Source organism: Pseudomonas sp. RIT778 (assembly GCF_019718735.1).
Taxonomy (GTDB): Bacteria; Pseudomonadota; Gammaproteobacteria; order Pseudomonadales; family Pseudomonadaceae; genus Aquipseudomonas; species Aquipseudomonas aphyarum.
This window is the reverse complement of the sequence record NZ_JAIHBA010000017.1, coordinates 35317-48610: the sequence shown is the minus strand read 5'-3', so window position 1 is coordinate 48610 and position 13294 is coordinate 35317. Positions and strand designations below refer to the sequence as shown.

Annotated in this window: 13 protein-coding genes; 5 read left to right on the top strand and 8 right to left on the bottom strand. The window is 61.0% G+C overall.

What is annotated here, in order from left to right:
- Window positions 1-152 precede the first annotated feature (152 nt).
- On the bottom strand, window positions 153-1154 hold the full coding sequence (locus K5E37_RS12970) for a phosphate ABC transporter substrate-binding protein PstS (RefSeq protein WP_007954316.1): 1002 nt from the start codon (window positions 1152-1154) through the stop codon (window positions 153-155).
- A 154-nt stretch (window positions 1155-1308) separates the two neighbouring features.
- On the bottom strand, window positions 1309-2607 hold the full coding sequence (locus K5E37_RS12965; protein WP_085606203.1) for an MFS transporter: 1299 nt from the start codon (window positions 2605-2607) through the stop codon (window positions 1309-1311).
- Between the two features lie 378 nt (window positions 2608-2985).
- On the opposite strand from K5E37_RS12965, the gene K5E37_RS12960 reads away from it, so the two are divergent.
- A complete protein-coding gene (locus tag K5E37_RS12960) occupies window positions 2986-3390 on the top strand; it encodes an acyl-CoA thioesterase (protein WP_003229628.1) in 405 nt (134 codons plus the stop codon).
- Between the two features lie 57 nt (window positions 3391-3447).
- Complete coding sequence (locus K5E37_RS12955; protein WP_085606205.1) at window positions 3448-4347, top strand: D-hexose-6-phosphate mutarotase; 900 nt, start codon at window positions 3448-3450, stop codon at window positions 4345-4347.
- Between the two features lie 126 nt (window positions 4348-4473).
- Here the strand turns inward: K5E37_RS12955 and K5E37_RS12950 are convergent, their stop codons facing one another.
- The 5 genes from K5E37_RS12950 to K5E37_RS12930 all read right to left on the bottom strand — a co-directional run bounded on the left by K5E37_RS12950 (window position 4474) and on the right by K5E37_RS12930 (window position 8188).
- The gene (locus K5E37_RS12950) at window positions 4474-5010 is read right to left on the bottom strand and encodes a DUF3299 domain-containing protein (RefSeq protein WP_085606207.1); all 537 of its coding nucleotides are present in this window, start codon (window positions 5008-5010) and stop codon (window positions 4474-4476) included.
- A gap of 103 nt (window positions 5011-5113) precedes the next feature.
- Window positions 5114-5359: a GlsB/YeaQ/YmgE family stress response membrane protein gene (locus K5E37_RS12945; protein ID WP_003229635.1), complete on the bottom strand. Its 246-nt coding sequence runs from the start codon at window positions 5357-5359 to the stop codon at window positions 5114-5116.
- Window positions 5360-5470: 111 nt separating this feature from the next.
- On the bottom strand, window positions 5471-6553 hold the full coding sequence (locus K5E37_RS12940) for a 5-(carboxyamino)imidazole ribonucleotide synthase (protein WP_007954299.1): 1083 nt from the start codon (window positions 6551-6553) through the stop codon (window positions 5471-5473).
- A gap of 10 nt (window positions 6554-6563) precedes the next feature.
- The gene (gene purE, locus K5E37_RS12935) at window positions 6564-7055 is read right to left on the bottom strand and encodes a 5-(carboxyamino)imidazole ribonucleotide mutase (protein WP_007954291.1); all 492 of its coding nucleotides are present in this window, start codon (window positions 7053-7055) and stop codon (window positions 6564-6566) included.
- 215 nt (window positions 7056-7270) lie between these two features.
- The gene (locus K5E37_RS12930) at window positions 7271-8188 is read right to left on the bottom strand and encodes a LysR substrate-binding domain-containing protein (RefSeq protein ID WP_007954288.1); all 918 of its coding nucleotides are present in this window, start codon (window positions 8186-8188) and stop codon (window positions 7271-7273) included.
- A gap of 180 nt (window positions 8189-8368) precedes the next feature.
- Here K5E37_RS12930 and aspA point away from each other — a divergent pair, with 180 nt between their 5' ends.
- From aspA to K5E37_RS12915, 3 genes are all read left to right on the top strand, one after another.
- Entirely contained in the window at window positions 8369-9793 is a 1425-nt protein-coding gene (gene aspA, locus K5E37_RS12925) for an aspartate ammonia-lyase (protein WP_039765095.1), read from the top strand.
- Between the two features lie 442 nt (window positions 9794-10235).
- A complete protein-coding gene (locus K5E37_RS12920) occupies window positions 10236-11681 on the top strand; it encodes a sodium:alanine symporter family protein (protein WP_085606209.1) in 1446 nt (481 codons plus the stop codon).
- A gap of 99 nt (window positions 11682-11780) precedes the next feature.
- The gene (locus K5E37_RS12915) at window positions 11781-12791 is read left to right on the top strand and encodes an asparaginase (protein WP_221534014.1); all 1011 of its coding nucleotides are present in this window, start codon (window positions 11781-11783) and stop codon (window positions 12789-12791) included.
- A 68-nt stretch (window positions 12792-12859) separates the two neighbouring features.
- Here K5E37_RS12915 and K5E37_RS12910 read toward each other — a convergent pair whose 3' ends face one another.
- Window positions 12860-13276, bottom strand: a complete 417-nt coding sequence (locus K5E37_RS12910; protein ID WP_221534013.1) for a hypothetical protein — start codon at window positions 13274-13276, stop codon at window positions 12860-12862.
- Window positions 13277-13294 lie beyond the last annotated feature (18 nt).

The following is a 13294-nucleotide window of genomic DNA, read 5'->3' as shown; positions in this document are numbered from 1 at the left end:
TGACAGAAAGATGACAATGCAGTGACGCACCAAATCCGCCGCCAGCAGGGCACTGGCAGTGGATAGAAGAATTCGGGGAGTGTGGGGGCCGGGCCGCTTGCGGGCCGGGCCCCACACGTGAGTCAGGCGGGGTTCACCCCTGACTCAGTTTGTTACTTTTTTGCGACTTCAGCGCCGCCTTCCTGCAGACCCAGGTCAGCCAGTGCTTTTGCAGCAACCTTGGCTGGCAGCGGGATGTAGCCGTCTTTCACGACCACTTCCTGGCCCTGTTTCGACAGAACCAGTTTCACGAACTCGGCTTCCAGCGGGGCCAGAGGCTTGTTCGGGGCTTTGTTGACGTACACGTACAGGAAACGCGACAGCGGGTACTTGCCGTTCAGGGCGTTTTCTTCGGTGTCTTCGATGAAGTCAGTGCTGCCTTTCTTCGACAGAGCAACGGTTTTCACGCTGGCGGTCTTGTAGCCGATGCCCGAGTAACCGATGCCGTTCAGCGAGGAGCTGATCGACTGCACGACCGAAGCCGAGCCTGGTTGTTCGTTGACGTTAGGCTTGTAGTCGCCTTTGCACAGGGCTTCTTCCTTGAAGTAGCCGTAGGTGCCGGATACCGAGTTGCGACCGAACAGTTGAACCGGCTTGTTGGCCAGGTCGCCGGTCACGCCCAGGTCACCCCAGGTTTTCACGTCGGTCTTGGCGCCGCACAGACGGGTGGACGAGAAGATCGCGTCAACCTGTTCCATGGTCAGGTGCTGGATCGGGTTGTCCTTGTGTACGAAGACAGCCAGGGCGTCCACGGCAACCGGGATGGCGGTTGGCTTGTAGCCGTATTTCTGTTCGAAGGCTGCCAGTTCGGTGTCCTTCATCTTGCGGCTCATCGGGCCCAGGTTGGAGGTGCCTTCAGTCAGCGCAGGTGGCGCGGTGGCGGAGCCAGCGGCCTGAATCTGGATGTTTACGTTCGGGTATTCTTTTTTGTAGTTCTCAGCCCAGAGGGTCATGAGGTTGGCCAGGGTATCGGAGCCGACGCTGGACAGGTTGCCCGACACACCAGTGGTCTTGGTGTAGCTCGGGATAGCAGGGTCAACAGCGGCAACCGCGTTGGCAGTCGCAACGCCAGCAGCGACAAAAGTCATTGCCGCCATCAAACGCTTCAGTTTCATGCCTTACTCCTAGCAGATAGGGTGTGTTAAGTCGGGGCCAAGTATCAGCAGGCCGTGTGAACACTCTATGGCTGAAATATGACAATTGGATGAAAGGCCAGCATCCCTGTCGGAAGGCTGGCCTTTCAGTTGTAACCGCAAGTGTGAAGGTGGTTTAGCGACCTTTGCTCCAGAGCCACGCACCGACCAGGATCCCCATCCCGCACAGCACCGCCACATAGTAGGCAGGCCCCATCGCGCTTTCTTTCAGCAGCAGGCTGACCACCATCGGGGTCAGGCCGCCGAAGATCGCGTAAGCGACGTTATAAGAGAAGGACAGACCGCTGAAGCGCACCACCGGCGGGAACGCTTTGACCATCACATAAGGCACCGCGCCGATGGTGCCGACCAGGAAACCGGTCAACGCATACAGCGGGAACAGCCAGTTCGGGTGATCGGCGAGGCTGTGATAGAAGGTCCAGGAACTGGCCAGCAAACCCAGGCAACCGAACACGAACACGCGACCGGCACCGAAGCGATCGGCCAGCGCGCCGGAAATGATGCAGCCGAAGCTCAGGAACACGATCGCCAGGCTATTGGATTGCAGCGCGGTGGTCGGCGAGAAGTGATAGACCGTTTGCAGCACGGTCGGGGTCATCAGGATCACCACAACGATACCGGCGGACAGCAGCCAGGTCAGCAGCATCGAGACTGCAATCGCCCCGCGATGGTCACGCAGCACCGCGCGCAGCGGCACTTCTTCGGCCAGCGCCTTGCGTTGTTGCAGTTCGGCGAACACCGGGGTCTCGTGCAGCCAGCGGCGCAGGTAAACCGAGAACAGACCGAACACGCCGCCGAGCAGGAACGGAATCCGCCAGGCGTAATCCGAAACTTCCGTTTGCGTATAAATGCTGTTGATCGCGGTGGCGACCAGCGAGCCGAGCAGGATGCCCGCCGTCAGGCCGCTAGTCAGGGTGCCGCAGGCGTAGCCGATGTGCTTGCCGGGTACGTGTTCGGAAACGAAGACCCAAGCCCCCGGCACCTCACCGCCAATCGCTGCGCCCTGGATGACGCGCATCAACAGCAGCAGGATCGGCGCCCACATGCCGATCTGCGCGTAGGTCGGCAGCAGGCCCATGATCAGGGTCGGCACGGCCATCATGAAAATGCTCAGGGTGAACATCTTCTTGCGTCCCAGCAGGTCGCCGAAGTGCGCCATGACGATCCCGCCCAGCGGCCGTGCGAGGTAGCCGGCGGCGAAGATGCCGAAGGTCTGCATCAGACGCAGCCACTCGGGCATGTCGGCCGGGAAGAACAATTTGCCGACCACGGTGGCGAAGAACACGAAGATGATGAAATCGTAGAACTCCAGCGCGCCCCCCAGGGCCGAAAGCGACAGAGTCTTGTAGTCATTGCGGGTCAACGGTCGTGCGGGTTGGTCGGGCTGCGCGAGGCTCGAGGGCGCTGTGGTCATGGCAAGGTCTTCTCTTATAGTCGGATCTGCCGCCACAACAACGCTGGCTGTGGCTCGGGCAGGTTCGGCACCATAGCAAATTGTTCGAAAAAGCACATAGAGGCGCGTATTTGCCGGTCGAAATCAGAACCGGACGGTCGTCGCGGAGTCTACCGACCGATATACTCGCAACCTTGCTCCGGTTTGTAAGGGGTTGCTGTGCGAAAACGTCGTTGGCCCGACCCTTGCTCGGGATTAGCCGGTTTCGCAGAGTTTCTCCTTAGGCGCCTGATGGAAAACGTGACGAACGTAGTATGTTCGGTGCTGAATCGTTTTTCCCGAAGACGGCTACCACCAGCAATACCCAACGAAGAGTCACGGGTCAGAGGCACCCCCGGCATGATAGAGCTCGAACAAGAAGATCCGATCCCGCAAGGCGACCTGGCCCTGCAAATCACCGCGCTTCCCCGCGAAACCAACGGCTTCGGCGATATTTTCGGCGGCTGGCTGGTGGCGCAGATGGACCTGGCCGGCACTGCCATGGCCAGCCGTGTTGCCGGTGGCCGTGTTGCGACAGTGGCCATTGATCGCATGGCGTTTCTGGTGCCGGTGGCTGTCGGCGCGCAATTGTCCTTTTATACCCAGACCCTGGAAATCGGCCGCAGCTCGATCCAGATGATGGTCGAGGTGTGGAGCGACGATCCGCTGTCCAGCGAGTGGCGTAAAGTGACCGAAGCGGTGTTCGTGTTCGTCGCCATCGATGGCAGCGGCCGCACCCGTTCGGTTCCGCCACGCGCACGTTAAACCTCGCGGCCGTTTCACGGTCGATAGTCGTCCAAGTTGCTGATCGAGAGTTGTCCCATGAACACGCCCAACGTTGAAGCCGTGAAACTGGATGAACTGAACTGCTGGCGCATCCGCCACGGTCAGGCCGAAGTGCTGGTGGCCCAGCAAGGCGCGCACATCCTCAGTTATCAGGTGGACGGCCAGCCGCCGCTGATCTGGCTGAACGACAAGGCCGTGTTCAAGACCGGCAAGAGCATCCGCGCCGGCGTGCCGGTGTGCTGGCCGTGGTTCGGCGTCTTCGCCCGCAACCCGCAGAGCGTGCAGGCAATGCGCGTCAGCGAAGAACCGGCCGCCGCCCACGGGTTTGTCCGGGCGATGGATTGGGAACTGGGCGGTATCGAAACCGAAGGTGAAAGCCTCAAGGTCGAGTTCAAGCTGCCCTACCCCGAAGGTGGCTTTCCGGGCTGGCCGCATCAGGTCGACCTGACCCTGACCCTGCGCCTCGACGATCAGTTGCACATCAGCCTGACCAGCCACAACCGTGGTGCCGACACCGTCAGCATCAGCCAGGCGCTGCACAGCTATTTCGCGGTCAGCGATGTGCGCAACGTGCGCGTCGAAGGCGTCGATGGCCTGGATTACATCGAGACCCTCGACGACTGGAAGACTCACACCCAGCAAGGCGACCTGCGTTTTGCCGGGGAAACCGACCGCATCTATCTCGACGCTCCGCCGCAACTGAGCATCGTCGATCCGGCCTGGGAACGGCGCATCGTGCTGACCGCCAGCGGTTCACGTACGGCGGTGATCTGGAACCCGTGGATCGACCGCGCCGCTGCGCTTAGTGACATGGACAACGATGGCTGGCAGCGCATGCTCTGCATCGAGACGGCAAACGTGATGAACGACGTGGTGAACCTGGCACCGGATGCCCGCCACACCATGGGTGTCAGCGTCGGCAGCAAGCCGCTTTAACCAACACCGCAAAACCCATTGTGGGAGGGGGCTTGCTCCCGAAGACAGTGTCTCAGTCGACGAATCCATTGACTGATCCACCGCCTTCGGGAGCAAGCCCCCTCCCACATTTGTTATGAGCAGGTTTTAGAGATCCGATTCCTGCACCACCCGCACCTTGTCCGCCTCCAGCGCATACGCCGCGTCGGCCAGATCATTGCTGACCTTCTCGATCTTCAGCGTGCCGGTCACCCACAGCGGCGTGTAGATGTCATCCAGCTTCAAGCCTTTCGGATAACGCACCAGCACCAGTTGATTCGGCGGCGGTGGCGGCACGTGGATGCACGCGCCCGGGTACGGCACGAGGAAGAACAGCGTGCTGCGACCCTTGGCGTCGGATTCCAGCGGCACCGGATAACCACCGATGCGGATGTGCTTGTCGTTCATCGACGCCACCGTCTTGGTCGAATACATCACCGCCGGCAAACCCTTGGCCTGCTTCATCCCGCCTTTCTGGGTGAAGGTGCCGGTGGCTTCCGGGGAGTTGTGGTCGATTTCAGGCATGGCCTCGAGGGCTTTCTGATCCGACTTGGGCATCAGTTCCAGCCAGTCGGTTTCCGGCAGATCGCCGGCGTGGGCCAGACCGCTGCCCAGCAAAAGGAGAGTCAACAGAAGACGGCGCATGAAGGTGCTCGGTAAAGGATGCTCGAATAAGGAGGGAACGCTGAATCGCCGAGCATTCTAGCCCTCCCCGCCGGATTGGCAGAGAGGGCTTTGTCGCTTTGGATCAGTTCTTTTTGATCAGGCCGTAGATCACCAGCAACACGATCGCGCCAACCAGCGCGCCGATGAAGCCGGCGCCCTGACCCGCCTGATAGATGCCCAGGGCCTGGCCGCCGTAAGTGGCTGCCAGCGAACCGCCGATACCGAGCAGGATGGTCATGATCCAGCCCATGCTGTCATCGCCCGGTTTCAGGAACCGCGCCAGCAGGCCGACGATGAGGCCGATAAAGATGGTTCCGATAATTCCCATGGCATTTCCCTCTGAATAGTAGATATGCGAAAGCCTAGTCAGACTTTCGCATCCTGCCATGAGAGAACGGCGGCCCCTTAATGGTTCCGCCGCTGCCAGATGAAACTGTCGTTACTCGGCGATCAGCGCTTCGACCTTGAGGATCTGCTGCTCGAGGGTCGCCTTGTCCTTGCAGCGCAGGTTGGCGTGACCGACCTTGCGCCCGGCCTTGAAGGCCTTGCCGTAGTGATGCAGGTGGCAATCGTCGATGGCGATGACCTTCTCGACCGGCGGAACCACACCGATGAAGTTGAGCATCGCGCTCTCGCCGACCTTGGCGGTCGAACCCAGCGGCAGACCGGCAACGGCCCGCAGGTGGTTTTCGAACTGGCTGCACTCGGCGCCTTCGGTGGTCCAGTGCCCGGAGTTGTGCACGCGCGGGGCGATTTCGTTGGCCTTGAGGCCACCGTCGACTTCAAAGAACTCGAACGCCATCACGCCGACGTAGTTCAATTGCTTGAGCACACGGCTGGAATAGTCTTCGGCCAGGGCCTGCAACGGGTGATCGGTGCTGGCAACGGACAGCTTGAGGATGCCGCTGTCGTGGGTGTTGTGCACCAATGGATAGAACTTCGTCTCGCCATCACGGGCGCGCACGGCGATCAGCGACACTTCACCGGTGAACGGTACGAAGCCTTCCAGCAGGCAGGCCACGCTGCCCAGCTCGGCGAACGTACCGACCACGTCTTCCGGCTTGCGCAGGACTTTCTGGCCCTTGCCGTCGTAACCCAGGGTGCGGGTTTTCAGCACGGCCGGCAGGCCGATCGACGCGACGGCGGCGTCCAGGTCGGCTTGCGACTGGATGTCGGCGAACGCCGGGGTCGGAATCCCCAGGTCCTTGAACATGCTCTTCTCGAACCAGCGGTCGCGAGCGATACGCAGGGCTTCTGCGCTCGGGTAGACCGGCACGAATTGCGACAGGAACGCCACGGTTTCGGCCGGGACGCTTTCGAACTCGAAAGTCACCAGATCGACTTCATCGGCCAACTGGCGCAGGTGATCCTGATCGCCGTAATCGGCCCGCAGGTGTTCGCCCAGCGCAGCGGCGCAAGCGTCCGGCGCAGGGTCGAGGAAAGCGAAGTTCATGCCCAGCGGGGTGCCCGCCAGGGCCAACATGCGACCCAACTGGCCGCCACCGATTACACCGATCTTCATCTCAACAACCTCAGGCAATACGTGGGTCTGGATTGTCCAGGACGCTGTCTGTCTGCTCGGCACGGAAGGTTTTCAGTACCGCGTGGAATTGTGGATGCTTGGCGCCCAGGATGCTCGCCGACAGCAGGGCTGCGTTGATCGCACCGGCCTTGCCGATGGCCAAGGTGGCAACCGGAATACCGGCCGGCATCTGCACGATCGACAGCAGCGAGTCGACGCCCGAAAGCATCGCCGACTGCACCGGCACGCCCAGCACCGGCAGGTGGGTCTTGGCCGCACACATGCCTGGCAGGTGGGCTGCGCCACCGGCACCGGCGATGATCACCTCGATGCCGCGGCCTTCAGCCTCTTCGGCGTACTGGAACAGCAGATCCGGGGTGCGGTGGGCGGAAACCACCTTGACCTCGTAAGGGATGCCGAGCTTTTCCAGCATATCGGCGGTGTGGCTAAGGGTGGACCAATCGGACTTGGAGCCCATGATCACGCCAACCAGTGCACTCATCGTCGCGCCTCTTCTCTCTGGGCGCCCGCAGGCGCGTCAAAAACAACAAGCCACGCAGGATGCGTGGCTTGTTGTAGGAAAAATGGCCGGACGAACCGGCCGAAGGCCGCGCAGTATACCGCAAAGAAAGCAATAAACAGCCCCCGTTGCGACCATCTGTCATCTGCCGCAAAAGCCCGGTTTTATTGACTCGAAGGTCAGTGCCGGGACATGTTTCACGCACCGGCCGGACCTTGCGCCGCACCGCCTTCCAGCTTGCGCCACAACAACCGCACATTGGCCTTGCGCACCAGCGCACAGCGGTACAGGCGAATCTCCAGCGGTACATGCCATTGCGGGCCGCCACAAACTACCAGCTCGCCCCGGGCCAGTTCGGCGCGCACGCTCAGTTGCGGCACCCAGGCAATGCCGAGGCCTTCCAGCGCCATGCTTTTCAGGCTGTCGGCCATGGCCGTTTCATAGATCGTGGTGAAGCGCAGCTGACGCTGACGCAGCAAACCATTCACCGAACGCCCCAGAAACGCCCCGGCGCTGTACGCCAGCAACGGCACACTGCCCTCGCCTTCCAGATCGAACAGCGGCTTGCCATTGGCATCGGCCGCGCACACCGGAAGCATTTCGGTCTGGCCCAGGTGCAGCGACGGGAAGATCTCCGGGTCCATCTGCATCGCCGCGTCCGGGTCGTAGAACGCCAACATCAAATCGCAGCCACCTTCACGCAGCGCGTGAACCGCGTCGCCAACGTTGGTCGCCACCAGCCGGGTGGCGATGTTCAGACCCTCGTTGCGCAATTGCGCGATCCAGCGCGGGAAGAAACCAAGCGCCAGTGAATGCGCCGCCGCGACCTGGATCACTTCGCCCTGCCCGCCTTCCAGATGATGAAGATGACGCAACACTTCACCGAGCTGTTCGACCACCGTGCGCGCGGTCACCAGGAACAGTTGCCCCGCCGCCGTCAGCTCGATCGGCGTACGCGAGCGGTTGACCAGCGTCAGGCCCAGCGCCGCTTCCAGGCTGCGGATCCGCCGACTGAACGCCGGCTGGGTCACGAAGCGCCGTTCGGCCGCCTGCGAGAAGCTGCGGGTGGCGGCCAGAGCACTGAAGTCCTCGAGCCATTTGCTTTCCAGATTCATCACGTCCTCCCGGACACGCACCAAAACAGGTCACACGTCTGCCGCGCACGCGGCGTCACACGAGCATTATGCCGAATGTGCATAGGGCAGTGTTTAACAGCATTGGCCCAAAAATTCCCACAAGCCTAGCATTCGCAGCGTTCCGGCACAGACCGGGTCCATATCGAGATGATTTCTATCATGTCCTCCGCTGCATCATTCCGCACAGAAAACGACCTGCTTGGCACCCTCGAAGTCCCTGCTCAAGCGTATTACGGCATCCAGACCCTGCGAGCGGTGAACAACTTCCGCCTCTCGGGCGTTCCGATTTCGCACTACCCGAAGCTGGTTGTCGGTCTGGCGATGGTCAAACAGGCCGCCGCTGACGCCAACCGCGAGCTGGGTCACCTGAGCGAAGCCAAGCACGCTGCCATCAGCGAAGCCTGTGCACGTCTGATCCGCGGCGATTTCCACGAAGAGTTCGTGGTCGACATGATTCAAGGTGGCGCCGGTACTTCCACCAACATGAACGCCAACGAAGTGATCGCCAACATTGCTCTTGAAGCGATGGGTCACCAGAAAGGCGAGTACCAGTACCTGCACCCGAACGACGACGTGAACATGGCGCAGTCGACCAACGACGCCTACCCGACCGCGATCCGTCTGGGTCTGCTGCTGGGTCACGACGCGCTGCTGGCCAGCCTCGACAGCCTGATTCAGGCGTTCGCGGCCAAGGGTGAAGAATTCAACCACGTCCTGAAGATGGGCCGTACCCAGCTGCAAGACGCCGTACCGATGACTTTGGGTCAAGAATTCCGCGCTTTCGCCACCACCATGGGCGAAGACCTGGCCCGTCTGAAGACGCTGGCCCCGGAGCTGCTGACCGAAGTGAACCTGGGCGGCACCGCGATCGGTACCGGCATCAACGCCGACCCGCGTTATCAGGCCCTGGCCGTACAGCGCCTGGCGCTGATCAGCGGTCAACCGCTGGTTCCGGCCGCCGACCTGATCGAAGCCACCTCCGACATGGGCGCCTTCGTGCTGTTCTCCGGCATGCTCAAGCGCACCGCGGTCAAGCTGTCGAAGATCTGCAACGACCTGCGCCTGCTGTCCAGCGGCCCGCGCACCGGCATCAACGAAATCAACCTGCCGGCGCGTCAGCCAGGCAGCTCGATCATGCCAGGCAAGGTCAACCCGGTTATCCCGGAAGCCGTGAACCAGGTGGCATTCCAGGTCATCGGTAACGATCTGGCGCTGACCATGGCAGCCGAAGGCGGCCAACTGCAACTGAACGTGATGGAGCCACTGATCGCTTTCAAGATCCTCGACTCGATCCGTCTGCTGCAACGCGCCATGGACATGCTGCGCGAGCACTGCATCGTCGGCATCACCGCCAACGAAGCGCGCTGCCGCGAACTGGTCGAACACTCGATCGGTCTGGTCACCGCACTGAACCCGTACATCGGCTACAAAAACGCCACCCGCATCGCCCGTATCGCCCTTGAAAGCGGCCGCGGCGTGCTGGAACTGGTGCGCGAAGAAGGTCTGCTCGACGAAGCCATGCTCGCCGACATCCTGCGCCCGGAAAACATGATTGCTCCGCGTCTGGTGCCTCTGAAGGCCTGATCCGACGCGTTACTTGTAGCACCGCTCACCAGGTCGAGGGACTAGACACCTCTCACCTTTTGAGGGCTTGGGGATGATTCCCCGAGCCCTTTTTTTTAACTGTTTGAACCTGAGAACCGTATGTATGGAAGCTGACCGCAAATCAGCTTTCACACAAACCCGACGCCGGTAACGTCGGGTGTTTCAAAGCTTCGTTTCGTCGCTCGCACCACAACCGTGCAGACGGGCGCCGCACTGATCGGTATAGTGCCGCCCCTCTTCGCGTGAGCGGTCGTCGGTAACGAGGCCATAACCCATGCGAAACCCGAACTAATAACAAACCCGCGATATGGATCCGGGACGAAACCCTCGCCTCGCCTGTTGTGCCGCGCGCACACCGGTGTAACGCGATGTTTCCGACCATCCAGCATTTGCTTACACAATAAACAGCGAGGAAAAATCCATGCTCGAAGTCATCAACGACTTCCTCTCAGGGAAAGTACTGATCGTGCTCATTGTCGGGCTCGGTAGCTACTTCACGATTCGCTCGCGTTTCGTTCAATTGCGCCATTTCTTCCACATGTTCGCGGTGTTCCGCGACAGCCTCAAAGGCAGCGCCGGTCAACTCAGCTCGTTCCAGGCCCTGATGCTCAGCCTCGCCGGCCGCGTCGGTGCAGGCAACATCGCCGGTGTCGGCATCGCCGTGACCCTCGGTGGTCCGGGTGCGGTGTTCTGGATGTGGGTGACCGCACTGGTCGGCATGTCCAGCAGCTTCTTCGAATGTACGCTGGCCCAGGTCTACAAGCGCGCCGATGGCGACGGCCTGTACCGTGGCGGTCCGGCTTACTACATCCAGCACGGCCTGAAACTCAAAGGCATGGCGGTGGTGTTCTCGATCCTGCTGCTGGTCACCTACGGCTTCGCCTTCATCGGCCTGCAGTCCTACACCGTGACCCACTCGCTGCAGAACGCCTTTGCCTTTGATCCGCAACACACCGGTATCGTCCTGGCTGTGCTGCTGGCCATTACCTTCATCGGCGGCATCAAGCGCATCGCTTCGGTGTCCGACCTGCTGGTTCCGATCAAGACCCTGGCCTACATCGGCGTGACCCTGTACGTGATCGGCACCCAGATCGAACACGTGCCAGCCATGCTGGAAACCATCTTCAAGAGCGCCTTCGGTCTCGACCCGGCCTTCGGCGGCCTGCTCGGCAGCGCAATCGTGATGGGCGTGAAACGTGGCGTGTTCGCCAACGAAGCGGGCCTGGGCAGTGCGCCGAACGTCGCCGCCGTGGCGGCCGTGAAGCACCCGGGCGCTCAAGGCGTGGTTCAGGCGTTCAGCGTGTTCCTCGACACCTTCGTGATCTGCACCTGCACCGCGCTGCTGATCCTGCTGTCGGGCTTCTACACCCCGGGCTTCGAAGGTGACGGCATCGTCCTGACCCAGAACTCGCTGGCCGCCGTGGTCGGTGACTGGGGCCGCATGTTCGTCAGCGTCGCACTGTCGCTGTTCGTCTTCACTTGCATCCTCTACAACTACTACCTGGGCGAAAACAGCCTGCAGTTCCTCACCCGCAACCGCGCTGCGCTGATGACGTTCCGCGGCCTGGTGCTGGCGCTGGTGGTCTGGGGTTCGATGCAGGACCTGTCGACCGTGTTCGCCTTCGCCGACATCACCATGACCTGCCTGGCCTTCGTCAACCTGGTGGCCCTGGCCATGCTGTTCAAGGTCGGCATGCGCGTGATGCGCGACTACGACGCGCAACGCCGCGCCGGCGTCAGCCAGCCGGTGTTCGACTCCAGCAAGTTCAGCGATCTGGACCTGGACCTGAAAGCCTGGCCGGCCAATCCGCCGGCCGACACTCAGGCTGACGCTCAGCCGCAAGGCATCCCCGCAGCGCAACGCTGATCGGGTAAAAACCGGGCGCAGGTCTTGCGCCCGGCGTGACACAAGCAGCGGTCGGCGTCATGCTCGACCGCATGCTGTCCTCGTTCAGGAGAACTCCCCATGAATTCCTCGACCTACCCTGCCGCCCAGCACGTCATGGTGCTGTACACCGGTGGCACCATCGGCATGCAGGCCAGCGCCAATGGCCTGGCCCCGGCGTCCGGTTTCGAAGCGCGGATGCGCGATTACCTGCACAGCCAGCCTGAGCTGGTGGTACCGCAGTGGCGCTTTCGCGAGATGTCGCCGCTGATCGACAGCGCCAACATGACCCCGGCCTACTGGCAGCAACTGCGTGAAGCGGTGGTCGACGCCGTCGATGTGCAAGGCTGCGACAGCGTGTTGATCCTGCACGGCACCGACACCCTGGCCTACAGCGCTGCCGCCATGAGCTTTCAGCTGCTGGGCCTGCATGCCCGCGTGTGCTTCACCGGCTCGATGCTGCCGGCCGGCGTTACCGACAGCGACGCCTGGGAAAACCTCAGCGGCGCACTGGTCGCCCTCGGCCACGGTCTGGCGCCGGGCGTGCACCTGTATTTCCACGGCGAATTGCTGGCGCCGACCCGTTGCGCGAAAGTGCGCAGCTTCGGCCGTCATCCGTTCAAACGTCTGGAGCGTCAGGGCGGCGGCGTGAAAGCCACTTCCCTGCCGGCAGCGCTGAACTACAACCAGCCCAAGCAACTGGCCAAAGTGGCCGTGCTGCCACTGTTCCCGGGCATCGGCGCCGAGATCATCGACGGCCTGCTCGACAGCGGCATTCAGGGTCTGGTGCTGGAGTGCTACGGCAGCGGCACCGGGCCGAGCGATAACCCGCAATTCCTCGCCAGCCTCGGCCGGGCGCGGGATAACGGCGTGGTTGTGGTTGCAGTCACGCAGTGCCATGAAGGCGGTGTCGAGCTGGATGTGTATGAAGCCGGCAGCCGCTTGCGTGGCGTTGGTGTGTTGTCCGGTGGAGGGATGACCCGCGAGGCGGCGTTCGGCAAGTTGCACGGTTTATTAGGGACAACTCTGGAAACAAACGAAGTCCGTAGTCTGATAGAACTCGATCTGTGCGGCGAACTGACGCAAGTCTAATCCCACTCTTAAATACATGAAAACCATAACCCACTCTTAGGCATTAATGGGTTATGGTTGGATCAGCATTAAACAAAATCGAAAATAATATCTTCGATATTTACAACCGGTGAACCGCTCATCATTTTCGCATTGCCGCCACCATAATATCTATTGCCTACAGCATCGTGCGAAACCTTGATTTTCCCTTCTACCCACGAATATGTTTCTCCCCCCTCTTCTTTATAACTAACCAATGCACTGTCAGGCCCCAATTCCTGTCCAAAATTTCGTTCTTCAACAACGAGAATAATACCGCTTTCAAAAATATCATCTCCGCTTCCGAACATAATGATCCAGCTCACTCCCTTAATGATTTTCCAGAGAGGCAGATCAATTGGGCTGCCGTCAGCCATAGCCTTCAAACGGCCAGTCAAATTCGTCTTCGATCCATTTCCGACACTCAGGCTTTCTTGAACCAACTTTTCAAAACCAGACTTTTCCATGACAAACACCTTTTTCGT